The 25,691-nt window shown below is 55.7% G+C and carries 28 protein-coding genes and 1 pseudogene; 13 read left to right on the plus strand and 16 right to left on the minus strand.

The genetic code is table 11. The annotated features are described in order from the left end of the window. Positions 1-118 precede the first annotated feature (118 nt). Positions 119-1,012 (plus strand): LysR family transcriptional regulator, encoded by an 894-nt coding sequence (locus FE783_RS02480; RefSeq protein ID WP_138877713.1) that lies wholly within the window; start codon positions 119-121, stop codon positions 1,010-1,012. A 91-nt stretch (positions 1,013-1,103) separates the two neighbouring features. On the opposite strand, the gene FE783_RS02485 is transcribed toward FE783_RS02480, so the two are convergent. Then, positions 1,104-1,466, minus strand: coding sequence for a helix-turn-helix domain-containing protein (locus FE783_RS02485; RefSeq protein ID WP_138877714.1), 363 nt, complete (start codon positions 1,464-1,466; stop codon positions 1,104-1,106). Between the two features lie 148 nt (positions 1,467-1,614). Here FE783_RS02485 and FE783_RS37375 point away from each other — a divergent pair, with 148 nt between their 5' ends. Both FE783_RS37375 and FE783_RS02490 read left to right on the plus strand, forming a co-directional pair. Continuing rightward, positions 1,615-1,761, plus strand: a complete 147-nt coding sequence (locus FE783_RS37375; RefSeq protein WP_158301583.1) for a hypothetical protein — start codon at positions 1,615-1,617, stop codon at positions 1,759-1,761. A gap of 141 nt (positions 1,762-1,902) precedes the next feature. Next, complete coding sequence (locus tag FE783_RS02490) at positions 1,903-2,544, plus strand: class I SAM-dependent methyltransferase (protein WP_138877715.1); 642 nt, start codon at positions 1,903-1,905, stop codon at positions 2,542-2,544. Positions 2,545-2,567: 23 nt separating this feature from the next. On the opposite strand, the gene FE783_RS02495 is transcribed toward FE783_RS02490, so the two are convergent. Continuing rightward, positions 2,568-3,131, minus strand: a complete 564-nt coding sequence (locus FE783_RS02495; protein ID WP_138877716.1) for a dihydrofolate reductase — start codon at positions 3,129-3,131, stop codon at positions 2,568-2,570. 212 nt (positions 3,132-3,343) lie between these two features. Here FE783_RS02495 and FE783_RS02500 point away from each other — a divergent pair, with 212 nt between their 5' ends. Next, entirely contained in the window at positions 3,344-4,225 is an 882-nt protein-coding gene (locus FE783_RS02500) for a pirin family protein (protein WP_138877717.1), read from the plus strand. 62 nt (positions 4,226-4,287) lie between these two features. Here the strand turns inward: FE783_RS02500 and FE783_RS02505 are convergent, their stop codons facing one another. Further along, positions 4,288-5,664 carry an MFS transporter gene (locus FE783_RS02505; RefSeq protein ID WP_138877718.1) on the minus strand — a complete coding sequence of 459 codons (1,377 nt, stop codon included), beginning with the start codon at positions 5,662-5,664 and terminating at the stop codon, positions 4,288-4,290. A 148-nt stretch (positions 5,665-5,812) separates the two neighbouring features. Between FE783_RS02505 and FE783_RS02510 the strand changes: the two genes are divergently transcribed. Beyond that, positions 5,813-6,292 carry a MarR family winged helix-turn-helix transcriptional regulator gene (locus FE783_RS02510; RefSeq protein ID WP_138877719.1) on the plus strand — a complete coding sequence of 160 codons (480 nt, stop codon included), beginning with the start codon at positions 5,813-5,815 and terminating at the stop codon, positions 6,290-6,292. Positions 6,293-6,296: 4 nt separating this feature from the next. On the opposite strand, the gene FE783_RS02515 is transcribed toward FE783_RS02510, so the two are convergent. Then, positions 6,297-6,539: a hypothetical protein gene (locus FE783_RS02515; protein WP_138877720.1), complete on the minus strand. Its 243-nt coding sequence runs from the start codon at positions 6,537-6,539 to the stop codon at positions 6,297-6,299. 105 nt (positions 6,540-6,644) lie between these two features. Here FE783_RS02515 and FE783_RS02520 point away from each other — a divergent pair, with 105 nt between their 5' ends. Continuing rightward, positions 6,645-7,268 carry an NUDIX hydrolase gene (locus FE783_RS02520; protein ID WP_138877721.1) on the plus strand — a complete coding sequence of 208 codons (624 nt, stop codon included), beginning with the start codon at positions 6,645-6,647 and terminating at the stop codon, positions 7,266-7,268. On the opposite strand, the gene FE783_RS02525 is transcribed toward FE783_RS02520, so the two are convergent. The 3 genes and pseudogenes from FE783_RS02525 to FE783_RS02535 form a co-directional block, all read right to left on the minus strand. Beyond that, complete coding sequence (locus FE783_RS02525) at positions 7,256-7,690, minus strand: DMT family transporter (protein WP_138877722.1); 435 nt, start codon at positions 7,688-7,690, stop codon at positions 7,256-7,258. The genes FE783_RS02520 and FE783_RS02525 overlap by 13 nt on opposite strands. 43 nt (positions 7,691-7,733) lie before the next feature. Beyond that, positions 7,734-9,024, minus strand: a pseudogene (locus FE783_RS02530) (aspartate aminotransferase type Ic). Between the two features lie 141 nt (positions 9,025-9,165). After that, positions 9,166-9,792, minus strand: a complete 627-nt coding sequence (locus tag FE783_RS02535) for an SGNH/GDSL hydrolase family protein (protein WP_138877723.1) — start codon at positions 9,790-9,792, stop codon at positions 9,166-9,168. A gap of 306 nt (positions 9,793-10,098) precedes the next feature. Here FE783_RS02535 and FE783_RS37885 point away from each other — a divergent pair, with 306 nt between their 5' ends. Continuing rightward, positions 10,099-10,266 carry a hypothetical protein gene (locus tag FE783_RS37885; RefSeq protein WP_202916113.1) on the plus strand — a complete coding sequence of 56 codons (168 nt, stop codon included), beginning with the start codon at positions 10,099-10,101 and terminating at the stop codon, positions 10,264-10,266. A gap of 20 nt (positions 10,267-10,286) precedes the next feature. Then, positions 10,287-10,457, plus strand: coding sequence for a hypothetical protein (locus FE783_RS37380; protein ID WP_158301584.1), 171 nt, complete (start codon positions 10,287-10,289; stop codon positions 10,455-10,457). A 208-nt stretch (positions 10,458-10,665) separates the two neighbouring features. Here FE783_RS37380 and FE783_RS02540 read toward each other — a convergent pair whose 3' ends face one another. Further along, positions 10,666-11,493, minus strand: a complete 828-nt coding sequence (locus FE783_RS02540) for a helix-turn-helix domain-containing protein (protein WP_158301585.1) — start codon at positions 11,491-11,493, stop codon at positions 10,666-10,668. Positions 11,494-11,605: 112 nt separating this feature from the next. Here FE783_RS02540 and FE783_RS02545 point away from each other — a divergent pair, with 112 nt between their 5' ends. After that, positions 11,606-12,007 (plus strand): VOC family protein, encoded by a 402-nt coding sequence (locus tag FE783_RS02545; RefSeq protein WP_158301586.1) that lies wholly within the window; start codon positions 11,606-11,608, stop codon positions 12,005-12,007. A gap of 136 nt (positions 12,008-12,143) precedes the next feature. On the opposite strand, the gene FE783_RS02550 is transcribed toward FE783_RS02545, so the two are convergent. Both FE783_RS02550 and FE783_RS02555 read right to left on the minus strand, forming a co-directional pair. After that, on the minus strand, positions 12,144-12,446 hold the full coding sequence (locus tag FE783_RS02550) for a hypothetical protein (protein ID WP_138877726.1): 303 nt from the start codon (positions 12,444-12,446) through the stop codon (positions 12,144-12,146). A gap of 80 nt (positions 12,447-12,526) precedes the next feature. Further along, on the minus strand, positions 12,527-13,042 hold the full coding sequence (locus tag FE783_RS02555) for a GNAT family N-acetyltransferase (protein ID WP_138877727.1): 516 nt from the start codon (positions 13,040-13,042) through the stop codon (positions 12,527-12,529). Positions 13,043-13,212: 170 nt separating this feature from the next. Between FE783_RS02555 and FE783_RS02560 the strand changes: the two genes are divergently transcribed. Further along, entirely contained in the window at positions 13,213-14,472 is a 1,260-nt protein-coding gene (locus tag FE783_RS02560) for a M48 family metallopeptidase (protein WP_238402827.1), read from the plus strand. Beyond that, the gene (locus FE783_RS02565) at positions 14,441-15,157 is read left to right on the plus strand and encodes a hypothetical protein (protein ID WP_138877728.1); all 717 of its coding nucleotides are present in this window, start codon (positions 14,441-14,443) and stop codon (positions 15,155-15,157) included. The genes FE783_RS02560 and FE783_RS02565 overlap by 32 nt, the downstream gene beginning before the upstream one ends. On the opposite strand, the gene FE783_RS02570 is transcribed toward FE783_RS02565, so the two are convergent. After that, complete coding sequence (locus FE783_RS02570; protein WP_138877729.1) at positions 15,144-17,687, minus strand: PEP/pyruvate-binding domain-containing protein; 2,544 nt, start codon at positions 17,685-17,687, stop codon at positions 15,144-15,146. The genes FE783_RS02565 and FE783_RS02570 overlap by 14 nt on opposite strands. Before the next feature lie 204 nt (positions 17,688-17,891). Further along, positions 17,892-18,470 carry a hypothetical protein gene (locus tag FE783_RS02575; protein WP_138877730.1) on the minus strand — a complete coding sequence of 193 codons (579 nt, stop codon included), beginning with the start codon at positions 18,468-18,470 and terminating at the stop codon, positions 17,892-17,894. 220 nt (positions 18,471-18,690) lie between these two features. On the opposite strand from FE783_RS02575, the gene FE783_RS02580 reads away from it, so the two are divergent. Together FE783_RS02580 and FE783_RS02585 are read left to right on the plus strand one after the other, a co-directional pair. Continuing rightward, entirely contained in the window at positions 18,691-20,844 is a 2,154-nt protein-coding gene (locus FE783_RS02580; protein WP_138877731.1) for a GAF domain-containing sensor histidine kinase, read from the plus strand. 349 nt (positions 20,845-21,193) lie between these two features. Then, positions 21,194-21,838: a response regulator gene (locus FE783_RS02585; protein ID WP_138877732.1), complete on the plus strand. Its 645-nt coding sequence runs from the start codon at positions 21,194-21,196 to the stop codon at positions 21,836-21,838. 35 nt (positions 21,839-21,873) lie between these two features. Here the strand turns inward: FE783_RS02585 and FE783_RS02590 are convergent, their stop codons facing one another. From FE783_RS02590 to FE783_RS02605, 4 genes are all read right to left on the minus strand, one after another. Next, positions 21,874-22,506 carry a PilZ domain-containing protein gene (locus FE783_RS02590; RefSeq protein WP_158301587.1) on the minus strand — a complete coding sequence of 211 codons (633 nt, stop codon included), beginning with the start codon at positions 22,504-22,506 and terminating at the stop codon, positions 21,874-21,876. Between the two features lie 191 nt (positions 22,507-22,697). Beyond that, complete coding sequence (gene tenA / locus FE783_RS02595) at positions 22,698-23,360, minus strand: thiaminase II (RefSeq protein WP_138877734.1); 663 nt, start codon at positions 23,358-23,360, stop codon at positions 22,698-22,700. A gap of 31 nt (positions 23,361-23,391) precedes the next feature. Beyond that, on the minus strand, positions 23,392-24,186 hold the full coding sequence (locus tag FE783_RS02600; RefSeq protein WP_138877735.1) for an energy-coupling factor transporter transmembrane component T family protein: 795 nt from the start codon (positions 24,184-24,186) through the stop codon (positions 23,392-23,394). Next, positions 24,177-25,691: an ABC transporter ATP-binding protein gene (locus FE783_RS02605; protein ID WP_138877736.1), complete on the minus strand. Its 1,515-nt coding sequence runs from the start codon at positions 25,689-25,691 to the stop codon at positions 24,177-24,179. Before FE783_RS02605 ends, FE783_RS02600 begins: the two co-directional genes overlap by 10 nt.

Genomic DNA, 25,691 nt, shown 5'->3' on the forward strand with positions numbered 1-25,691 from the left:
CGCCATTACTCCTTTACCTGTTGTTCTGCGGCTGTCCGCTTGTCTTTCATTATAAAGCCGGATAAGATATATAGATAATTGATGTTTTGTATCCATCACATAGAGGTGTTCTATATCAATGAGCGTACTGGACCATTACAAAGTATTTCACCGGGCCGCCCTTAACGGCAGCATTACGAAAGCGGCCGAAGACCTGTACATGACCCAGCCAAGCGCCAGCTATGCGATCCGGCAGCTGGAGGAGCAGCTTGAGGTCAAGCTTCTCGTTCGAAAATCGAAAGGCGTGGAGTTGACGGAGGAAGGGCGGGTGCTGCTTCGTTTCGTGGAGCAGGCGTTCGGGCTTCTGCAAGCAGGTGAACGGAAAATCGGGGAGATGAAATCGTACTTGTCCGGCGTCGTGCGACTCGGCGCGAGCGATTCGCTGTGCAAATACGTGGTGCTGCCGTTTCTCGAATCGTTCCGCAACCGTCATCCCGGCATCAAGATCTGCTTGACGCACGGCAAAAGCGAGGATTTGCTGAATCGTCTGCATGCGGGCGCGATCGACTGCGGCATCGTGCATATGCCGGCCGGAGAGGCGGCCCGCGTAACGGCGCAAAGGACGATCCGCGATTGCTTCGTCGCGGGGCCTGCCTACGCACGTCTGGCGGAATCGCCGGTCTCGCTGCGGGAGGTTGTACGTCAACCGCTCATCATGCTGTCTGCGGAGAGCCGGACCCGCACGTTTCTGCGGGCGTATCTGCAGACGCATGGGCTTGAGCTTGAGCCGGAAGTCGAGCTGGGAAGCGTCGATCTCAGCATCGAATTCGCCGCCCGCAACATGGGCGTCTGCTTCGTGACCCGCGATTTCGTCCATAAAGAGCTGGAATCGGGGGCGCTGCTGGAAATCCGCACCTTGGAGCCCGTACCGGAACGGTCGATCGGGGTCGTCTCGGCCGATGCCCCATCGCTGTCTCTTGCCGCCTCCTTGTTCGTAGGCGAGCTGTCGGACCATCTGATCGACTCGATCTGACCGCTTCGACGCGACTCGCTGCGGAAACGCCAAAAAGCACTCTCGCGACAACGGGAATGCGGCTTATGTAATGATGTTCGGTTTACTTTCGTTATTTATCGGATTTTTTACCGCTGTCGTACTTGGCCCGCTTCTCCTTCAGCAGCCGGAACATTTCCAGGCTGTCGCGCAGATGCTCGGCTTCTTCCTCCGTCAGCTCCTCGACCTCACCGCCGAAATACATTTTCGCCTTGCCTCCGGCCGCAGCGGCTCCGCCCGCTTCTCCGGTAAGCAGCCAGTCGATCGATACGTCGTACAAGACGGCCATCTTCTGCAAGATCTCGTTATCGGGCTGGGATTTATCGTTCTCGTACTTGGAAATTGTCGTAAAATTGAGGCCAAGCGTATCGGCCACATGATGCTGGGTGAGCCGCTTGCTGTTTCTGGCGCTTTTCAATCTCGCACCGAAAGTCATGATTTCTATCACCTCTGACATTCAGTATAAGAGATTTGAATTTTCTTCAATATATAGTTGAAGATTATTCAATTGATAGTGTATAATTTGAAATATAAGCTATGGAAAGAAGTTCTTATTCATCCAACAGTTAGGGGGAATCATTAACGTGCTGCCCAGTTACGGCATTCCGATCATTGTAGCTGTTGTCGTTCTCGGCCTTATCGGCTTTATTTATTCGATCCGCGTCGAGATGCGCTACCGGGAGAGGATGCGCAAGGAAATGGAAGAAATTCGACGCACGAAGCGCACCTGAAGCAAAATACCGCTTGACAAAACGCTCTGCCGGGCTATGATGGTATACGGCCTGCGGATAGCGCCTTCTTCCGAAGTAACGGCCCCGCAGCCGCTTACGTACCGCACCCCGCATGGGTGCATATAATCGGGAGGTTGAGCGATGCAGCAATATTACAGCCGACGAGCAAGCGAATACGAGCGCATTTATCACCGCGACGATCCGGTCCGCAGCAAGGAGCTTGCCGATCTGGAACGGGAAATGACGAACGCCCTGCAAGGCCGCCGCGTGCTGGAGGTCGCATGCGGTACCGGATATTGGACGGAGCGGGCGGCCAAGTCCGCCGACCACGTTACGGCTTGCGACCTCACTCCGGAGACGCTCGATATAGCCGCGTCCAAAAGCTTGCCTTCGGCAAAGGTCCGTTTTCTTCAAGCGGATGCTTACGCTTTGGAACGAGTACCGGGAACGTATGACGCCGGATTAGCCAACTTCTGGCTCTCCCATGTGCCGAAGGCGAGAATCGGCGAATTTGTGACCGGGCTTCACGCTAGGCTCGACTCCGGAGCGGTCGTCTACATGGCCGATAATTGCTATGTAGAAGGTGTCGGCGGCGAGCTGCTTCACAAAGATGGCGAGGAGGATACGTACAAGCTCCGTACGCTCGCGGACGGCTCCCGTCATGAAGTACTGAAAAATTATTATAATAGCGACGAACTAACTGCGCTGTTCTCTCCTTACGCCGCCGACCTGCACGTTCGAGCCGCGACCTGCTTCTGGTCGGTCCGCTACCGGTTGCGGTAACTTGGACGGGGATCCGGTCCGTATCATCTTCCAGACTGATTATTTTCCGACTTCTTCCGATTACGGTGAAACACGTAATAAGTATACGAATGAGGATTCCGCTCATCCGTAACCCCCGGCTCGCGGAATATTTCGGTCCATTCCGCACGGTCCCATTCGGGGAAGTACGTATCCCCCTCGAATTCATCCTCGATGACGGTCAAGTACAGCGTATGTGCATAAGGCAAAAACAGCCTATAGATTTGCTCCCCGCCGATCACGAACAGCGGGGTATTTTGTTTTCCCACATACCGTGCCAGCGCCTCGTCTACCGACCTTACAACCTCGCAGCCTTCCGCCGGGAACTGCGGGTCGCGCGTCAGCACGACATTGGTCCTTCCCGGAAGCGGCCGCTTCATCGCCTCATAATTGATCCGGCCCGACAGCACGGTATGTCCCATCGTGATGCGCTTGAAATATTGCTGCTCTGCCGGCAGCCGCCACGGAATCGTATTGCGGAAGCCGATAACGCGGTTCCGATCCATAGCCGCGATCATGGCGACATTCGGCTCCGTTATCTCTTTATCCCCCGATGATCCAATATGCATATGTAAATTCGCGTACCCCTTCCGTTCAAATGGCAGCCAAGTTGAAATGAAACAATGATATCATATTACCACATTTGAGCGTTAGGACTGCATGGCCGAAACAGCCCATTTTCACCGCTTGACGAAAATAAAAAAATGGTTTATCTTTAAATTAAGATTTATGAAATCAAGATATAAAACGCAACAACATTTATATAAAGGAGAGATTGCATATGACAACGTTCCGTCCGATCGAAGGCATTTTTAAAGGAGCGCCCTTCCACATGGTAGGTGACGGCTTCCGCGTAACCAACTACTTCCCTTCGGGAAATAACTTTCAACAACGTTTCAGCCCGTTTATCTTGATGGATTACAACGCGCCGTTCGAATTTCCGCCGAGTGCCGAGGTGAAGGGCGTAGGAGCCCACCCGCACCGCGGGTTTGAAACGGTGACCATCGCCTACGAAGGCTATATCGAGCATCACGATAATAAAGGCAACCACGGCGTAATCGGCCCCGGTGACGTACAATGGATGACCGCGGGCTCGGGACTGCTGCACAAAGAGTACCATGAACGCGAGTTCTCGAGACGCGGGGGGCTGTTCCAGATGATCCAGCTATGGGTTAATCTTCCCCGCGCGAACAAAATGAATGCGCCGAAATACCAGGAGCTGCCGAAGGAACGAATGGGCAGAGCGGAGCTGCCGGGCGGCGGAGGAACCGTGCGCATTATCGCAGGCGAATACGACGGGGTGAAAGGTCCCGCGCAAACGTTCACCCCCGTTCATCTGTTCGACATTTCATTTAACCGGAACGGCAAAGCGGATTTCGAGCTTCCCGCCTCCTTCAATACGGCCGCTCTTGTACTGCGCGGTTCGGTCAAAGTAGGCGAAGACAAAGTCGTCCATGAAAATGATTTTATATTGTTCGGCAACAGCCCGGGACGCATTCTAATCGAAGGGTTGACCGACGATGCGCTTGTGATCGTGTTGAGCGGCGAGCCTATCGCCGAGCCCGTAGTCCAGCACGGCCCGTTCGTCATGAACAGCCGGGAGGAAATTATCGAGGCGTTCCAAGATTTCCAAGCCGGCAAAATGGGGAACCCGGATTTCTGAAAAATAGCAAAGCAAAAGGGTCGAGCAGTTCGTGCTCGACCCTTGCTTTTTTTTACGCTGGATCACGCGGCTTCTGATTTCGACGCGGTGGCGGCAGCCCCGAACCTCCAACGATACAGTGCTGCAACAATTACGATCATCACGGATAAAACGACGAAAATGTTGCTGTATACGTAAGCAGCTTTATTCGTCACAACCGGATTGAGAGCAAAGCCGGCGGACTCGCGGTCAATCATTTTCCCGATCAGGCTCATGGCGATCGCTCCGGAAATGAAGTTCAGCATCGAGAACAGCCCCATGCCTACCCCGGTCACCTCCTTCGGCAATGTCCGCGAGATCGTATTCGACATCGCGATCTGCATAAAAGTATGCCCCACATTCCCCAATATGAGAATGATCGCAATCAAGTAGGGGGAAGCACCGACCATAGTCGATAGGAGAGCGAAGCAAACAAGGATCAGTCCGGAAGCCCTGTACACGAGTGCGGCATTGCCTCGCTCATCAGCCAGCTTGCCGCCCTTTCGACCCATTACCGCGGCGGCAATCGCCGCCGGGAACAGCACGAAGCCGATCGTACCGGGAGACAAATCGTTTAAGGCGGCCAAAAATTGCGGTGTCATAAACGTCATGCTGAAGCTGAACGCCGCCGTGATGAATGCCAGAATCAAGCCGATGGAGAACTTTTTGTTCCGGAACAGCTCCAGCCGAATAAACGGATCGGAGACCGTCCGGATTCTCGCGAAAAAGAACACCAGCAGAACAAGCCCCCCAAGGAGCGGCATCCAGCCCCCTTGAGTAATCGCAAGCAAAAAAAGCGCGACTGCGGCGGCGAGCAGCCCTCCGCCGAGAAAATCGATCCGTCCCGCGTTCCCCTTCCCGTCATCCAAATATTTGCGGAAAAATGGCAAAGTGAGCAGCGGGAGCAGCGACAGCACGAACAATAGACGCCAGCTCCCGAAGCTCGTAATCACCCCGGCAACGACAGGGCCTAGCGCATTGCCTAGCGCAAGGCCGACAGCCGACGTACCGAGTGCCCTCCCCCGCTTCTCAGGCGGAAAATAGCGGATCGGTATAATCATGGCTGTTGCCGGAAGTACGGATGCTCCGGCGGCCTGCAGGATGCGCCCGGCAATGATCATCCCGTATTTGGCGGAGAGCAGGCCGACGACCGAGCCGAGCGCGAATAAAGTCAATCCGTACGTCAGCAGATCCTTCAGGCGGTATTTGTCCGCAAGCTTCCCGAACACGATCGATCCCACCGCATAGACGACCATATACCCGGTCATGATCCAGCTCACCTCCGAAGGCAGAAGCCGAAACTGTTTGGCGATCTCGGGGAGCGCGACGTTGAACATGGTGCCGTTCATAACCGAGAATAATAAGGTAACGACAAGTACGCGAAGCAGCTTGTCGGCGTTTTTCAATGCCGCTTCATTCATCACTTTCCCTCCTTGTTCGCTCAGCTTGCTTCCGGCACATAAACGGCTACAATAGAAATAGCGGAAGCGATATAATGAGCATACGATATAATGAGTATGCTCATTATTATATTATTGAGGAAGCTCACTAATGTCAAGGAGGGTGCTTATGTTTCCCCATTCGGATTATCCTGCGGCGATCGACGTTATTCACGTATTGGTCAGGGCAACCCATTCCATCCAAAGAGATTTTGACGCGCAGTTGGCCGCACTTCAGATTCCTTACCCGATCTCGGGGCCAAGACTGCGTCTCTTGTCAATCGTTGCGGAATCGGGGCAAATCCGCATGAGCGATTTGGCGGCCAAGTTAGGGATTAAAGCCCGCACCGTAACCGACTTCGTTGACGCGCTCGAACAAGATAATCTGCTTGTCCGGGTACCCGATCCGACCGACCGGCGTGCCACTCTAATCCGGCTTACAGAGCTTGCCCAAACGAATATTGACGACGTTCTCGCGCTTCAGGCGGAAATAGCGGAGAAACTGCTTGGAAATTTATCGGCGGAGCAGCGTAAACAGTTTTTCAGCCTTCTGCTTCACCTGATTGAGAACAAAGATATGTCCGACCCTTGTAAAGAAGCGCTGAAATAGCGGACTATACCCGTCGTATGCGCGCTACAATCAGCATTAGCAAGGGTAGCCCGAATATGTTGATTGGAAACACGTAACGGATCCAGACTTGATTGGCGAATTCCATTACGGAGAGGACGCTTCGAGGCGCCACCGAAATCAGGAGCAGGGAGATGACGACAGCGACAAGTAGCGCATTGCCGTTCCGAACGTTCAGCAATTGCGCGGTCCCGTAGCTTGTAATAAGCAGATACAGGGACATCTTCACAAACACGCCTCCTCCCTCCGGTTCTACTTTTTTCCTTCAGTCTGTTCACAAGCAAGCCCGTTATTCTATAATGAACGAGAATACACGCAAACGACGGAGGCTCTCATGAAACACGAATTATTCGATATTTTCGACGAGCACATGAATCATATCGGCACCGCCACACGCCAAGACACGCATACGAACGGCTATTGGCATCAGACGTTCCACTGCTGGATCGTGACACGGGGGAACGACGGACCGGCGCTGCTGTTCCAGAAGCGGCACCCGGACAAGGACACGCATCCGAACAAGTACGACATCACGTCCGCAGGACATTTGCTTGCGGGAGAAAGCGTGGAGGACGGCATTCGCGAGCTGGAGGAGGAGCTTGGGCTTAACGTTCCTTTCGCCGATTTGACCCCGATCGGCACGCTCCCCGTCGAGATGCGCTACCGGGAGTTGATCGACCGGGAGTTTTACCACACGTTTCTGTACGAAGCCGACCTTCCGCTTGATCAGTACCGGCTGCAGCCGGATGAAGTCGTCGGACTCGTACGGGTCGATGCGGCGGAAGCGTCGCGGTTATTTGCAGGCGAGAATGAAACCGTACCGGCGAACGGCCTGGAAAAAGGAGAAGACGGCCGACTCGTTCCCGTCAGCCGCCTTCTTCGGCGCAGCGATTTCGTGCCGCACGGAGAGACGTATTACCTGCATATCCTCGATGCGGTCAAGCGTCACTTTTTATAAAACAGGAACAGCGCGGCAACGAGCAGCACGATCCCGACTATCCGCTGCCAGTCGATCGGGATCGTCTTCCCGCCGATCAGGCCGAAATGGTCGATGATCGTGCTCGTCAGCAGCTGTCCCGCGATAACGGCGACCATGGCCGAGGCGACGCCGATTTTCGGCACGGCGAACACCATGCCGACGATGTACAGCGCCCCGAGCAGTCCGCCGGTCAGCTGCCACTTCGGCAGCGAAACGATCTGCAGCACATTGCCTTTGCCGAGAAACATCATGATGAGAAACAGCGCCACCGTCCCGATCAGAAACGAAGTAAACGCTCCTTCAAGCGTGCCCACCTTCCGCCCGAGTACGCCGTTCACTCCGGCTTGTACCGCCGTAGCCGCTCCGCCGAGCAGCACAATTAACGTCATGATCCAGTTCATAGATGAATTGCTCCTCTCCGCTGCCTTCCATTGACTGGCGCGATCATCGCTGCCCCGACAATAGCTTCTTAGCGCTTACGATCTGTACGCACAAGCACAAAATTTCGATCGCCGTCTTCAGTTCGGCCGTCGTCGGATACGAAGGCGCTATCCGGATATTGCGGTCTCTCGGGTCATGACCGTACGGGAATGTTGCCCCCGCCTTGGTCAAGGTGACGCCCGCAACGGCTGCCATCGCCACTACTTCCTTGGCGCACCCGTCCAGCGTGTTCAGGCTGATGAAGTATCCGCCGTTCGGCTCGTTCCACGATGCGATTCGTTTGTCGCCGAGCTCCGACTCGAGCAAGCTTATTACCGTATCGAACTTCGGCTTTATGATAGCGGCATGCTTGTCCATATGCGCCCGGATGCCGTCCATGCCGCCGAAGAAACGGACGTGCCGGAGCTGATTGATTTTGTCCGGCCCGATCGTTTGGACCGAAAGCTGCTTGCGGATATGGTTCAAATTGGCGGCGCTCGCAGCCATGGCGGCTACACCCGCGCCCGAGAAGCTGATCTTCGACGTGGAGCTGAATAGAAAGACGCGATCGGGATTCCCCGCCGCCCGGCAAGCTTCGAGTATAGGCTTCAGTCGGTCCGACCGGTCGCTCAAATGATGGACCGCATAAGCGTTATCCCAGAAAATCCGGAAATCTCCGGCTTTCGTGCGCATGCCCGCCAGCCGATCCACAACCTCGTCCGAATAAGTAATGCCGTCCGGATTGCTGTATTTGGGGACACACCATATTCCTTTGATCGATTCGTCTTCGCCGGCAAGCTTCTCGACTGTATCCATATCCGGTCCGTCGTGATTCATGTCCACTACGATCATTTCGATGCCGAACAGCTCGCATATGGCGAAATGTCTGTCGTACCCGGGACTCGGACAAAGAAATTTGACCGCCGGGAGCTTTCCCCAGGGGGCGACACTGCCGAGCACTCCGTGCAGCATCGCTCTCGATATCGCATCGTGCATCATCGTCAGACTGGAGCTGCCGCCTACGATGATTTCGTCGGCTTGGACTTCCAGCATTTGCGCGAACAGCCGCTTGGCCTCCGGTATTCCGTCAAGCCCGCCATAATTTGCGGGTGTCCGAGCCGTCCTCGGCGTTCATAACGTCACCGGCTTTCAGCGCATCAAGCATGCCCATAGACAAATCCAACTGCTCCGGACAAGGCTTGCCCCTCGACATATCCAGCTTCAGCTTCCGATTTCGGTACTCTTCATATATAGCTTGCCGTTCCGCTAAGAGTTCGTTCAATTCGGCTGCGCCGAGCGCATTCCAGTCGTTCATTTTGGTCAGCCTCCCGTATTGGTATCCCCTGATGGACTATAGCCAGATTAGCAGTTGTCGGTTGCGGGTTCAAGGCTTTCAACAAAAAAAGCCGCGGCTATGCGCGGCTTCCATCCGAACGAAACTTCCTATAAAAACCGATTATTCCCCAACCGCTTTCAACCAGGTCGTAGCCATCAGCATATCGCCAAGCGTTGTCATATGTACGCCGTCCGTCGTCAACGATTTGCCCGTTCCCCTCTGAAGGAAGTCGATAAACGCAGTATGCGTAGGAACGAGAATCGCATTGAATTCGACGGCCAGCCGGTTGACGATTTCAACGTAAGGCTTGAGCATCTGATTACCGGTGGATTCCGGGTTTTCCTTGACCGCTGTCGGCTGCATCAGGATGAACCGGCAACCAGGCACTTCCGCGATCGTCTGCTGAAGCAGGGAGCGGTATACGCTCTCATACCGGTCGGGATATACTTGTTCGGCGTCCGGGGAGTCAAGCTGCCGCCATACATCGTTGATCCCGATCGATACGGACACCCAGTCCGGCTTATGGTCCAGCACGTCGAGCCTCCACCGTTTCTGCAGATCGATGACCCGGTTGCCGCTCGTTCCTTCGTTGATGATTTCTAGAGACAGCTCGGGGCGAGCCGTGACGAAGTAGTCGTGCAGCACCCGGACATAGCCCGCGCCCAGCTTCAACGGATCGGTTTTTCTACCTTTGTCCGTTATGCTGTCGCCGATGAATACGATTTTATTGCCTTTGCTGAATGTCATGAATAGGCCTCCCAATCGGAATTGTTCTATTATATAGAACGTTGTTCTTATGTTCTTGTATGGAGAATTACGTTCCCCGTAAATCATACTACTTGCCGTCCGTTCCTTCAATACATATTGGAAAATTTTCTCCTGTAGCGACCCATACATCCATAGAACATCTGAGACTCCCTAGGCCGCCTTGCGCTCAGATTCCGTTTTCAGGAGGCTGATGCTTTTCCAAGGGGAAGACTGTATTTGAATAACGGAAAACCCATTACAAATACTAATTCGGAAATCTGACAATGAGTTTGAAAGGAGACCGGTATGACGGAAAAGCACAATGATTATTTCGCGCCTGTAAACAGGAAGAACGAACAATACGATAACCGCAATATCGTGGAAGACAATAAGGACCCGATCCAAGGTTCCGAAGAAGACGCCATAGCCGCGATTAAAGGCCATATCGAAAAACAAGACCAAGAAGGTCTGTAAACCGGGAGGAAGTATACCATATGGACAAGCAAACGAGACAGATCGGAACCGAGCAATTGGAGCAAACGGTCCGTGCTGAAGATTTGGCAAACCAAAACGAAATCGAAATCGACGGCCCCGTTCATGCCAAACAAAATCACAAATTGGACAATTCCAAAAATCGAAACGAAGAAATGATGGAATCTGGCTGAAGAACGTTTCGAGGTGCTGTACCACGATTGTTATGAGGAGTGGCTGTTATCGCTAAAAGGGTAACGGAAAATCCGGGATCGGGACGCGGGATTTCGGCCAATCGATCCGAATAGGTGTCGACGAGTAACTGTGGTAGTCCGGCATGACCGGACTGTCTTTTTTTTGAACTCCGCTCTCCGACACCGGAAATCGGAACATCCGCTCCCTTTAAACGGGGACGTGGTTGAATACGATGTCGCGGCGACGCAACATATCCTTCGGGGTCATGCCGGAACGCAAGCGAAAGTCCCGGTTGAAATGCGGCTGGTCATAGTATCCGCAAGCCAATGCCAGCTCCAGGCTGTCAACCTCCGGTTTGCGGCGAAGATGTTCCACCGCCCGTTGGAATCTGACGACTCCGGCATATTGCTTCGGCGTCAAACCGGTTTCCCGCTTGAACAGCTGAATAAACCGTTCTGCGCTGAGGTTCGCTAAGTCCGCCATGTCGCGAACAAGGAAAGCTGCGGGATTTTCGGCTAACACTCGCAGTCCGGCGGCGACGGCGGAATGGCCTCTCGGAATATCGATCTGCCTGGCCAGACAATCGATAAGAAATTGTTCCACGCGCTGAAATCGTTCCATCGGCACCGACAGCTCGGAAAGCTCGCACCGCAGGTTGACTGTGTCCGGATGCTTTATCGCTTCTTGCAATGGAATATCGCCGTCCTGCAGCACCGACATCCAACCGCCCAAGAACGGATGAGCTCCGCCTGGCTTGAATTCAATGCCGAGACAAGCGTTCTGACACGCGGTATTCAACCAATAACGCGACGTCTTGGGCCCGGCTGCGATCGCTCCCGGCATCTGCTCATAACGATCGGGCGTTCCTTGCCCGTAAATCCGGAGGCGGTCATGGCGCAAATTAAAAATCAGGCTCGTATGGGCATCGGGAAGCTTATATTCCAGTTCATGCAACGGAAGATAGCCTTCGCATATCCAATATCGATCGATCCATTTCCGCAGCGCCGGCGACGGCCTGCACAGATGCAGCTGCATGAGCATCTCCCTTCTCGGCTGGAGGTACGAAACGACTTCAATTTTTTACAATACTTTTGAGGCAAATCATCTTATGATATAACCAATTCTAAGCCAAATGGAGGGATTTGTCATGGAAGCATCGTGGAAGCCGGAAGGATATCACAGCCTCACCCCGTATCTGATCGTCAATGGGGCAGACCGTCTGATCGAATTTCTTAGGGAAGTGTTCGACGCGGAATTGCTCGAACGTCATGTTGATGCGAAAGGCGACGTTCGCCACGCGTCATGTAGGCTTGGGGATTCCGTGGTGGAGCTCGGCGGAGGTTCCGACGAGAACTTCTCGTCAATGCGCAATGCGCTTCACGTCTATGTGGAGGACGCGGATGCGACGTACGTTCGAGCGCTTAATGCGGGAGCGCGGTCCTTGTACCCTCCGCAAGATCATGACTACGGCGAACGCTCGGGAGGTGTCGAGGACCCCTTCGGGAACCATTGGTATATCGCAACATGGGCTAATAAAGGACAAGAGTAGCAGCAAGGGGAGTCCATCCTGCAATGAGGATGGACGGACGCAGGTGGCAGGCGGGTAAGAGCTGCCGAGCGAAATAACAGTCTTTGGCGGCTCTTATTCAATTGACAGCGAGGTCTTTATTTCCAACACAAGCGGGCTACGACGGCTCGCGCCGGAACGTCTTGAAGGCGCTCCATAGCAGGAGACTTATCAAGTAAAGCCCCAAATAGCCGCCGAACGCCAAAAACCAGAAGCTGTCGAACAGCCGGTGCACCTCCGTAGAGTAGACCGTATCGTGCCGACGGATGTCGAGCACCGCAAATGCGGAAAGAATGCCGAATCCGAATGCGCTTACGACCGCAGCAGCGTCAGCCAACAGCCCCAATTGCCCCGACAAACGGCGCAGCACGACAATAAGTACGGGTATCAGTATCGTGCCGGCGACGATCCATGCTTTCATCTTGTCCACCTGCCTCCATCGTTCTATCCCAAGCATTGACAGAAGCCGGGCAAAGGATACGCGGAAGGGGTGGATACCTTTCAGGTATCGATTGAATATATATACCTCATTTGAACGAGCCGGGTCCCTCTTGTTATCGTTTTTTCGGCCCCATCCCTCCAGAACCCGAACCGCTCGTAGAAGTTCCGCGCGCGCTTGTTTTCCTCAAGCACCCATAAGGATACATTGGAATATCCGAGTTCTTTCAGCCGTTCCATTCCCCATCCGAGAAAGGCTTTGCCGTATCCTTTTCCCCAAACGTCTTCGATCATATAGATGCTCGAAATCTCGCCGTATGAAGCATCCAAATCGTCGTCGCGGCATTCCCCTACTACCAAAACACCGGCCGCCGCTTGATTCTCCATCAGTATGGCGATTTTCTCGCAGCCATTGCCCAACGTTTCCCGATAGTACGTTTCCCGGGTATCCGCAGTAACCCGCATCAAGTAATGATCCGGAATAATCCCTTTATAGGCGCTGCGATAAGCCTCCGAGTGTACGCGCCCCAAATCCCGGCAATCGCCCAGATCGGCCCATCGAATTACGAGTTGACCCACTGGCAGCCCTCCCTCGTCATAAAATATTGCATTCACCTACTTTCCAGCTAAGTGGGAACCCTACTACTGCGAGCATAACTCTTTTTTGCGCCTTCGTCGAATGCTATGATGGAGATGGAAAATCCCGGATCGGACGGACGGGAAAGGTAACGAAAGGAAAGGGACCGCCATTGAACAAGCCCATACGCCTTTATTACATTAGCTTTGTCCTCTACGCCGCCGTAATCGGCCTCCTCCTATGGATGGCATCGGCGAATACAGTGCCAGACATCTACAAAGGCACGCCGGCGGACCCTGCAACGTTTATGACTGCCGAGCAGTTAAAAATGAGCGAAGTATATTCCGCCCAGCGCAACTGGCTGTTCTTCGTGTCGTATCCGTGGGAATGGGGCATCTATATCGTGCTGCTGTTCGGCGGATTTGCCAAGCGCTGGGAGGAGAAGCTGGAGCATACCCGCCTTCCTTTTGCGGGACGCCTTGCCGCCATCGTTATACTCATTAACGCGATTGCTTTCGTCGTGCGGCTGCCGCTCCGGTTTACCGGTTACACACTTTCGCGCAGCAACGGCATCTCCACCCAACCGTTCGCGGGATGGCTGCGCGACAAGCTCGTCGCCTTCGGCATCGATACGCTTATGATGCTCGTCGTCGCAGCAGTAGCTTATTGGTTCATCCGCAAGGGAGGCCGCTGGTGGCTGAAGCTGTGGCTGCTGTCCATCCCGTTTACGCTGTTTCTGATGTACATTCAACCTGTCGTGATCGATCCGCTGTACAATCGGTTTTCCCCGCTGTCCGATTCCGCGCTCGCGCAAAAGATCGAGCGTTTGGCCGCCGATGCCGGCATTCCGACGGAGCGAGTGTTCGAGGTCGACATGTCCACGAAGACGAACGCGCTGAACGCTTACGTCGACGGAATCGGCCCCAGCCTGCGGATCGTCATTTGGGATACGACGCTGAAACGGTTGAACGACGACGAGATTATGATGATCGTGGCGCATGAGATCGGGCATTATAAGATGCACCACCTGGAATGGAGCGTGCTGGGAGCGGTGGGCGGCTCTTTGGCGATGCTATGGCTCGGAAGTATAATAATTCGCATCATCATCCGCACCTGGGGGCATAGGTGGGGGATCCGGCAGATCGGTCAGGCAGCCTCTCTTCCGCTTATTCTGCTGCTGCTGTCGGTGCTCTCCTTCGTCTCGCTGCCGTTCTCGAATGCGGTATCCCGGCAGGCCGAGAGCGCGGCGGACCGCTATGCCGAGCAGCTGATCGGCCGATCCGCCAGTGCGGTCAGCATGCAGCAGATGCTGTCGGTGGCGACGCTTGACGAGGTGAACCCGCCGTGGTTCGTCCGGCTGTTCCGCTCCACTCATCCAAGCGCCATGGAAAGGATCGTCGATGCTGAAGCTTTCGAGAACAGAAGCAGGTAAAGCGGCCATCTTCGCCGCGGCGGGAGTTTATACGTCGCCTACGTTTATGGAGGATATTCTCGCGGCTGCCGTTCAGCTGCTGGAACACAATACCCGGCTGCAGGTCGCGCGCTCGGGGCTGTCGTTCCCATATGGAGATTGGAGCTGCGGTCTTCTCAAGCAAATCCGCCAAGTTCGCCGGGATATGTCGATAAGGCGCGGAGCATTCGAGCGGTCGATCGGCGGCCGCAGCCTGATCGGGTCGTTCGGCGACTTGAGCGGCGTCGATGCGCTGCTCCTGATCGGCCATAGCGGAGGCGGCGTCGCGGCCGTACATGCGGCATCGCTGCTCGGGGCGCGGCTGCCCGGGCTCGACGTGCACATCGTGCAGATCGGCTGCCCGCGCTCTGCCGTTCCACCGGAGCTTCAGGCCCGGGTCCGCTACCTATATGCCGTCCATCCCGCGACCGGGGCCGCGAAAGATCCGATCTGCCGCATCGGCAGCTGGGGAGGCTGGGAGAGAAGCGGGCTTGGCGTCCCGCGCTGGAATCCGCTGAAGCTCGCTCCGGGACTACGGGCGCCCGTTCCGATTATCGGCGGGCATGCCGACTATTTCCGCGATCGCCCCCCGTTTCGGAACGAGGACGGCCGCACGAATCTGGAGCTCGTGAACGAGCTGCTTCTGGCGGGACTTATAGACATATAAGCCGCTGCGTCACTATGTCCGAGAACAGCTCCATGCCGTCCGTTTTGGCAATATGGATCACGTCCGACAGCTGTTCGTTGTTCGGGAACATCAGCAGGTTCGGCCGTTCCAGCACGCGGGCAGGCTGAAACTTCACGTCGTCCCGCCCATCGAAAATAGCCGCGTAAAAGATCCCCGACTCCACAAGATCTTGAAAAAAGTGGCTGCCGTAAGACAGCTCCGGCATAAATCCCGCCTCGACCGACGACACCTCGCATATGACGGACATGTTGCTAAGCTCCGAGAAACGTATGGGGACCCCGAGCGAAGGCGTAGTCGTCCCCCATCGGCCCGGGCCGATCAGCATCACCTGCTTCCCTTTCAGAGCCGCATTGATCACGCCGATCTGTCGGGCTACCGCATATTTCCCTTGCTCGGTGCACGCCAAATAGGGCTCGGGGCGGACATAGACGACATAGTCGATAGGAAGCCGCACATTACCTCCCATAAAATTCCCTTTAATCTCGAAGAAAAGATTCCGCTCCCGATCCGCCGTCGGCATCTCGACGGACTTGCCCAAGCCCCGCGTCTGCAGCGGACGGCATTGCAGCAAATTGACCTTAAACTGGTCGTCCTTCGTAAAATTCGCCGTAAACTCAATATCGACCGGATAATCGTAAACGCGGGACAGCAGCGCCAGCATATCCCGCATCAGTCCCGGGAATTCGGAATGCTTGAGCAGCTTCTGAAAATCAAGCAGGTGCGGCGCACTGCGGTCCGAATAGCCGAGCTCGCGCAAACGCTGCATCGTTTCATAGTCTTGCGTAGCGAACAGCTCTTTGTCCGCCTTCAAGTCAACGGCCAGGACGTCCTCCAGCCGTCTGCTCGTCAGCGCGTTTTCTTTCAGGGAAAGAACATCGACGTCGTGCTGCGAATATTTCCGGTAATCTTCCGCGTGCATGAGCGGACTGCGCTGCGGGTTGTCCAAGCTAACGATCTTCACGTAATCTCCGACCGTGCGGTCCACCGCCCTCGTGCCGAGCCCGAACACGAGCCGAAGCATGCCCGCGTCCATATCGATGCTTTTGTCCCATACGTACAGATTGGAGGAGTTTCCCACACCGGCAAGATGAGGAAAAAAATGATCGTCATAATGGTCCCCGGATACGCGCTGCACCAAAATGGCCATCTGCTCGTCCCGCTCGAACAGCCCCCGGTTCATCCGGTATTGCAGCGCATCTTCGTTCATCGTGCTGGCGTACACGGTGCGGATCGCCTGCTCCAGCGCCTCGAATCGTTCTTCCGGCGTGCCCTGATTGGCGCAGAAGACGCTCTCGTATTTGCCCGCAAAGGCGTTGCCGAAATTGTCCTCGAGCAAAGAGCTGGAGCGGACGATAATCGGCGATTGACCGAAATATTCGAGCATTTGCATCAATTTCTCCCGGATCTTCTCCGGAAATTTGCCGCGAAGCAAGTTTTCCTTCAGCTCCGGCGCGTGGCGGAAATAGCCCTCCGGCGTTCTCTGCTTCGTCCGCAGCTTCCACCAGCCGTTCTGCACGATGTACGTATAATACACGTCCGTCCCCAGGTAGAACGAATCGTGGGGCTCCATATAGGGGGTGAACCGGTCCCCCCCTTCCCGCTCCAGCACTTTCCTCGCGACGAGCATCCCGACGCTTTTGCCGCCGATAAAGCCTGTTCCGATCTCGCGCGAGGCGATCGCCAATATATCCTCCAACGTAAAATAACGGTCGCAAAGCTCCGACATTCTCGATTCGGGACCGATCATCATCGACATGAGCAGCCGTTTCGTCTCCTCCCGCTTCTCGGGTGCGAGCGCCAGCGCCTCCGTCGCCTTCTGGAACAAAATATCCCAATAGTCGAGCCGTTCCCCGCCGCGCTGAATGCTGGAGAAAAGCTCGGCCGTCTCCGTGCTGGCCGTAATGCAAACCGCCTCCTCGCCGCGGATCAGATGCGGAAAAAACATCGTAGGCGAATAGCGGTTCCATACTTTGAGCGGATGAACGTAATAGCTGCCATCGACCTGGTACAGTTCGAGCAGCAGCTGCGTCGTTTCGCGAATACTGGCGATCGTGCCGTACGTATGCGCGTTGCGGATGATCGCAAAATAGGCGACGGTGTCCAGCTCGTACAGAAAAGGGCACGCCACCTTGAAAAAATTGCCGATCATCAAATCGGAATGCCAATGCTGCAGCAAATCCGTCAAGCTGTCGAACACGTAAAACGCCTTCCGGCCTTCCTGCTCGATCAACGTGTGCACCGCCGTAGCGAAGCTTTCGAACCCTTTCTCCGCCTCGACCCGGTATGTCGCGTCGGCATCTCCGTCCTCCAGAAGCGGCTCATGATCGCCGAACCGGACATAGACGAGCTTCCTGTCGTCCCGCTTCGACTGTTCGGCGAACCGCTCCACCATCCGTTTATAATCCGCTACGGTGTCGACCTGCCATACGACATTGTCGCCGAGTCTCAGCTTGTCGATCGCCTGATCGATGCCGGGCATCCCCGTGCTTGCCTTATCCCGAATATTCATCCGAGTCCGCTCCTTCGCTTCGTTTTATGATACCTCTATCATAAAACATTTCCGCTTCCCTTCACCACTCCATGCGATCGCGGGAAGGCTAGGAGTTTTTGCATTTCGATCAATCAGATGCTGCGATTCCGCTGCCAACGTACAACAAAAAGAGCCTCTTTATCGCAAAGAGGCCCGTTGCCCATCCCATTCAGCCGACCGCCCTCACAGGCTCATCGTACCGCCTGCTTCGGATTTGGCCGAAGCGTTATTCAGCTTTTCCGCCCAGATGCAATACCCCATCCCCACATAGGCCAATCCCCAGAAAAAGGCGAACCATTTGTTATCCTCGACGGGAAGAAATGCGCCTAAGATCATTAGCACAAGCAAACCCGCCACCCATCTGGGAAACACTTTCGCACGGAATGTAAGAATAGCGAATACCAGCGTGCCCCCCATGAATCCGATCATGTTGATCATCCGGGAAACAGTAATGAGCACACCTTCCGGATTCGTTGCGGGATCGCCCGAAGCGAACGCGGACCATACCATCGCCGTCGTGATGATATTGCCGATAATGATCGCGAGCGTAGTGACGAAGCCGGTCACCCCAGTTTCCCGCGATTGTACCATATAGGTGGCGATCGTTCCGACCGACATCAGGACGCAGGCGATAAGCCCGAACGTCAGCTCCTGCACGCTGTCCGTCCCCCAAATGATCGAGGTCGGCGTCATTCCGATCCGCGCGATCCCCGCCAGCAAACAAATCATGCCGAGCGCCTTCACCACTTGCTTCTCGTTCATTCCCATCATCCTCCACAACTGAATTAAACCGCTGCATTTATCGTAAAGGAAAGGAAATTCCCGGCAACAGAGAACGGATTCCCGGCTGCACGGGAACTTTCGGCGCTTTTTCTCGGGAAGTCCGGGAACGGATTCGGGAAATATGTCCCGCCCTATGTTCAGCATGCGGGGAAGAAAGCTATAATAATGGGAAATAAGCGATAGGAAGGCGGACCAGAGCATGATGCCGGAAACTCCGAACAGGCGCGGCCCGGACGTCCGCAACGCCGGTCAGGCGGACTGGAGATTGATAGGCCTGCAGTCGTTTGTCGTCGTTTTCGTCCTGATTACGATGGTCATGTATGTTGGCAGCATTCCCGATTACTATGTGAACCTGACAGCAACGTGCATCACGGACGGCTGCGGGAAATCGGTCCCGGCGATGCCCTTGCCCGCGAACGGGCTATCGTTGTCTACGTATGCCGTATTGTTCGTGCTGATCGACGTATGCTTTACGCTCGTCTATTATTTGTCGGCCGTTATATTGCTGTGGAAAGGATTCCGGGAACGCGTCGGTCTGCTCGCCGCTCTGGCCATGGTCGCATTCGGCACCTCGTTCCCTTCCTTGACCGTCGTCGCATCCGTTGGGACTGGCTTTGCCCATAGCTGGTTCATGTTCGTGTCCATGCTCGGCTGGATCACGATATCGCTGTTTTTCTTCGTTTTTCCCGACGGAAGGTTCGTGCCCGGCTGGTCGCGGCTTTTTTTCGCCGGAATCGTTGTAGTCGATGTCCTCAACCTGCTATACGGAGGGCGTATGTGGGAGCCGCTTCATATCCCGGCCTATGTTCAACTGGCATGGTACGTATCGTCGACGGCCATTCTCATCTACTCGCAAATTTACCGGTTCCGCAAATCGTCCTCGCCGGCGGAGCGGCAGCAGACAAAATGGGTCGTGTACGGGGTCTCGATCGGTTTTATCGGGTTCAGCGGCATGAGCTTCTTGTTCGACCCGAAGTTTCATGACGGTACGGCGATTACTTACGTCTATTTGAACGCGCTGCTCAACTTGGCCTTGACGGCCATACCGGTGACTCTCACGCTCGCCGTTTTGCGGAGAAGACTGTGGGACATCGATCCGCTCGTCAATCGGACGCTCGTCTATGCCGCATTAAGCGTCTCCGTCGTGCTGCTGTATACGGCCGCCGTGCTGTATTTGGGCCGGTTGTTCCGGACCGGCGACAGTTTTATCGTTTCGCTGCTAGCCACGGCGGTCGTTGCCGTCGCTTTCGCTCCGTTGAAGGAATGGCTGCAGCGTCATATTAACCGGCTGATGAAAGGCAGACACGACGATCCTTACGCCGTGCTGATCGAGCTCGGCAACCATCTGATCCGTCCGCTGCCGCCGGATGCGATGCTCGATGCGGTCGTACGGACGGTCAAAACGGCGCTGCGCCTTCCTTATACGGGAATATCCATCGGCGTGGGCAGCCACGATACGATGGTCGCCTCCGATGGGGAGCCGGCTGACGATCCGCATACGTTTCCGATCATTCATCGGGGCGAGCAGGTCGGAACGCTCTATTTGGCAAGCCGCTCGCCCGGGGAAGCGTTCTCGTCCGAGGACGGCAAATTGCTCGACGTCTTGCTGCGGCAAGCCGGTCCGATCGTGGAGAACGTCAACATGACGCTCGGCATGAAGCTGCTCGTCCAAGATTTGCAGGAGTCGCGGGAGAAGCTTATATTGGCCCGGGAAGAGGAACGCCGGCAAATACGCAACAATTTGCACGACGATCTCGCCCCGAGGCTGGCGGCGCTTGCCCTGAACGCGGCAACGGCGCAAAAATACGTCGAAAAGCAGCCGGCCGCGGCGATTGAAATGCTGGCCGAGCTGAGACAGGTCATCCGTTCGACCGTCGAGGAAATCCGCACGCTCGTTCACGAATTGCGTCCGCCCGCCCTGGATGAGCTGGGGCTTGCGGGCGCTATCGAAGCGAAAATCGCCGAGCTTAACAAGCCTGCCCTGGCACTTGCCGGCGATCCAGCGGCCGACGCCCTCTTCATCCGGTTCCATACGCCGACGCCGCTTCCGGCCGTGCCTGCAGCCGTAGAGGTAGCCGTCTACCGGATCGTGACCGAGTCTCTCGCAAATGTTATCAAGCATGCCAAGGCAACTTCGTGCACGGTGCAGCTGGACATTTCTCCGTCCAAGGAGCTCGTTATCGACATAACGGATAACGGCGGCGGCATCCATACCAGGACCAAAGCCTCGGGAGACAAAGGTGGCATCGGCCTCACTTCCATTCGGGAACGGGCGGCCGAGCTCGGCGGCCAATGTACGATCGAGCGAATGGAGAAGGGCGGTACGCGAGTTTCGGCCATCATTCCCCTGTAAGAAAAGCTTCTAATCGAAGCCTTTTCCACGATGAATGACCCTGCGTAAGAGGTAGCTATTCTTAGTACAGAAACTTACAATTCGCTTTAACGGGGCATTGCTTCGCAGCTGTATCACTTTAGCGAACTTAAATTTTCTGTATCGATAAGAAAAACGTCTATCGACGTACTTCAAGGATGAGCGACCGCCTCTCTCACCCCAAAAAGTGACGCTATCCTTCGAAGGTTGCACCGGGTACTTTTCGGGGACCCGAATTCCGGAAGTTTTTCTTGGTAAAGAAAGTCTTACTTCGCTTTAACGCTTCAGCGAAGTTAATCTTTCTTTATCGTTAAGAAAGGAGCGCTGCCAGATGAGGATCATTATCGCGGACGACCATCCCCTGTTTCGTAAAGGGGTGCGAAATTTGCTTGGAACGACGGACGATCTGGATGTAGTGGGAGAAGCTTCGTCCGGAGACGAGGCGCTGGAGCTGGCCGGAACGATGCAGCCGGATTTGGTGCTGATGGATATCCGCATGCCCGGACTGAACGGAATCGAAGTTACGAGGCTGATCAAGGAGCGCTACCCGCGAATCGAAGTGCTCGTCCTGACCATGTTCCGGGACGATCAATCCGTCTTTACCGCCATGCGCGCCGGTGCGAAAGGATATGTGCTCAAAGACGCGGACGAGGACGAGCTGCTCCAGTCGATCCGGATGGTAGGCGGCGGACGGGCCGTGTTCAGCTCGGATATCGCGGAACGGATGATCCATTATTTCTCCGAGCGTACCCCTTCGGCGGATACTGCGGCGCATCCGGTCTTGTCCGAGCTGACGAAGCGGGAGCTGGAAATATTGGAGCGGATCGCCGAGGGCGACACCAACGCGCAAATCAGTGCACGGCTGCACATCAGCGTCAAAACCGTGGCCAACAACGTATCCAATTTGCTGAACAAGCTGCAGGTAGCCGACCGGAATGAAGCGAGGAAATGGCTGCAGCGAACGAAGGACGATTAGAAGAGGGGCTCCAACCCATTTCGGTCTTCCCCGCGTTATCCGATCCGCGCTTTTACCTGCTGCAGCAAAATAAACGATCGAAGCTTATGCTCCATCGGTTTCGGAAGATGGACAAACTCCGCCCCGTATTTCAGCCCGGTGTCCGACGTCTGCACATGCAGAATTCGGATATGGCAGGAGAATTCGAACCCGAGGTCGATTTGAATGCCGTAGACGAATTGCTCCAGCAGCCTTAGCGATCCGGCCACGGCGAGTCCGATCCCGCCCGCGGAAAAGTCATGAATGAGGCAGCGGACGGACTCCTGTGCCTCTATTTGATGTTCGCCGGCATTAAGTACGATGCTTGCCGGGATGTTAGTCGCGAGGCGTACGTTTCTTCGTTTCCACAAAGCTTTGCTTTGCAATTCCGCCGGGTTCAATAAAAACATGGCGTTTCGATGAATGGCGATAATCGTCGAAATATGCGTCGTCATCCCGTCCCGCGCATAAATGTTCATTTTCACCTGCTCACCGACAGCGTACTTATTCGTCTGCACGCATTCCACTTCAATAATATCGCCTTCCATAAAACGGATCGTACCGGTTTCCACGTACGTTTTGTTTTCCACTACGATGCTTGCGCCCGCCGCCCCCGCTTGATCGTACATCCACTGCAGTCGTCTTTCCATTCGGCATCCCTCCGCTGACATGACATTGATGCTTCTTCTCATATGGATGATTTTACCGGACAAACGTTAACCGGCTGTCAATGGAGAGTAAAGTCGATGTCATTTTTTCGGGTTTTGACGAAAAACAGACCGCCCCTATGAAAGGTAACGGTCCGTCTTATATCATGTTATCGCCTCTCGAGCGGTTTGCACTATACCGGCCAGCTTTCCTTCTTGTAAGCCATATCCCAGAACATATACTCATAGCGGCTGCTGATCAGAAAATGGCGCTCCATCCGTTCGCGGTCCGCTTCGGTTACCGTATCGGCGATCGCGTCCAGCCGGTCGATCTGCTCCTGCACGAGCTGCTTGAACCATTCGCCGCCATAGGCCGCGATCCATTCGCGGTAGATCGGCTCGTCCGGCGTCGCGCCTTGCAATCTCTCGCCGATCTCGTAGTACAGCCAGTAGCACGGCAGGATGGCGGCGATAATGTCGCCCAAATGGCCCGTGTAGGCCGCGCGGAACATGTGCGAAGTGTATGCGTATGCGGTCGGAGCCGGCTGGAACGAGCTCCTCTCTTCCGCCGTAATGCCCAGCATGCCGGAAAACTTCTCGTGCAGCGACAGCTCGGCGCCGTAAGTGCCCTGCACGTGCACGGCCATCCGGTTCGCGGTATGCAGGTCCGTCGCTTTGGCGGCGCCGAGCGCCTGCACTTGCGCGAAGCAGGACAAATAGTAAGCGTCGTTCAGCACGTAATGCTTGAAGCAGTCAAGCGGCAGCGTGCCGTCGGCGATGCCCGTTACGAACGGATGGGCGAAGCTCGCCTCCCAGCTCGAATCGGCCGCCTCTCTCAAACGTTTGGAAAACAACATCGTTATCTCTCCTCTCCCAATATCCGGCTAATTAACGTACATCCGCGATCGGAAAATACGGCAGCAGCATGCCTGCCGCATAGGCCGCAGCACATACAAGCGCCGTTCCCGCGACGAACGCGGCGTCCGCCGCGGAAAATCCGATTTCGTAATAGAAGGTGCGCCGGCCGTTGCCCGCAAACCGCTTCGCTTCCATCGCCACCGCGATTCGTTGGGCGCGGCGTATGCTCTGCGCCAGCATCGGTACGGCGTAAGCTTTCATTTTCCGGTACAAGCCGGCAAGCCCCCGCTCCCGCCCCACTCCCCGTACCGCAAGAGCATGACGCAGCGTCTGAAATTCTTCGATCATGATCGGCAGCAGCCGCATCGCGGCCATGAAGCTGTAGGCGTATTTGGGCGGAACTTTGCACTGCTGCATCAGCGAATAAAACAAATAGACGGGACGTGTCGTGAGCGCGAACAGCAAACCGATAAACGCGAAGCAGAGCGATTTCATGCCGACCTGCATGCCGCGGAAGAAGCTTTCCTCCGTCACATGGACGATCCCCCACTCCAGCCACGTCGTTTCGCCTTTGCCGTAAAAAATCATCGACGTCGACGAGGACACGAACAGCAGCAGCGCCGGCAGCGCGTACAAGACGAGACGTTTGCCGGGATGTCCGCTGCCCGAGAACAGCACGAGGACCGCGGCGGCGGCGGCGTTCAGCATGACGCTCGGATTGTGCGTAAACAGCACGAGGAAGAACAACGCCAGAGAGACGAACAGCTTCAAGGAAGGATTGACCCGGTGCAGCCACGTTTCCCGGTATGAAAACTCTATGTGCACGACGCGGGCTCCTCCTGTCGTTCATTTCGTTTATTGCGGTCGTCGGCAGCCGTTGACGAAGACGAAGCGGCCCATTCCCCGGGGGACAGGTCCGCGTGCAGCCTGCCGTCGCGAACGTCCCATACCCGCGTCGCGAAGCGGCGCACGATGTCGGGATCATGCGTCACCATCACGATCGCCGTGCCTTGCCGCCGCCATGCCTCGAGACGTTCCAGCAAGGCGAACGTGTTTTTGGCGTCTTGGCCGAACGTCGGCTCGTCGAGCAGCAGAATGCGCTGCTCCTTTACGATCGCCGATGCGACGCTGAGTCTTCTTTTCTGGCCGAGCGACAGCTGGAACGGATGGTTCTCCTTGCGGTCGGCAAGATCGAAATCGGCGAGCAGCTCCTCTACTTTCGCCTTCACCTCGGCTTCCGGCCGCCGCTCCCGTCTCAGGGAGAAAGCCACTTCGTCGTACACGGAATTCGTCACGAACTGAAACTCCGGATTTTGAAACACGAAGGCGATCTCCCCGGACAGCTCGCGGTATTCCTCTGCCGGTCTTCCGTTCAAAGCATACTCTCCCGCCGTCTTGAGAAGCTTCATCAATCCCAGCAGCAGCGTGCTTTTCCCGGCCCCGTTAGGACCTACGACCGCGATCCACTCTCCGGCCGACACGGCAGCCGACTCGACGCGCAGCTTCCGTTCTTTCCCCCGGAATACTTCGAATCCGGACATCCGGATCAGAGGACGATCATCAACCGGAGGCGGCGATGGCGGCGAATAACGTCCGCTCTGCACGTAATCTTCCCATACGCCGGGGTACCAGATGCCATCCTCGACAAGACGATGCCCGTATTCGGCGAATACCCGCTTCGCCGGGCCGTCGGCCGTAATTTCTCCCGCACGGTTAAACAGGACGACGCGGTCGATGTAATCGACGATGTGTTCGATTTTATGCTCGACGATGACGACCGTCCGCCCCTCGCCCGCGCTCCGGATCGTCTCCCACACTTGCTCCGTCCCTTCCGGGTCGAGCAGCGCCGTCGGCTCGTCAACGAACAGGACGTCCGGCTCGAGAGCTAGCGCTCCGGCGATCGCGAGCCGCTGCTTCATGCCTTGCGACAGCGACGCGATCGGCGTATGCAGCTGATCGAGCTTCAGTCCAACCTGCTCGAGCAGCGATTCCATCCGCTCCTGCATCCGCTCGCGGGGAACGAGCAAATTTTCCAGCACGAATGCCAGCTCCTCATCCACGTACGGCATGCAAAATTGCGTGTCCGGATCCTGAAACACGTATCCCCATCGTTCCGGAACGATGATCGAATCGGCCGCTATGGGCACGTCCACCGCACCCGGTATAAGCCCGGTCAGCACCTGCAGCAGCGTAGACTTCCCGCAGCCGCTCGGACCGAGCAGCAGTACGCGTTCTCCCCGTCCAACCGCAAACGACAAGTCCCGAAAAGTAAGCGCCGGCGCGCCGGGAAACTTCAGCCTCAACTTTACGACTCCCGCCGCAGCGTTCAT

Origin of the sequence: Paenibacillus mesophilus (assembly GCF_005938385.1) — a bacterium.
GTDB classification, from domain to species: Bacteria; Bacillota; Bacilli; order Paenibacillales; family NBRC-103111; genus Paenibacillus_AB; species Paenibacillus_AB mesophilus.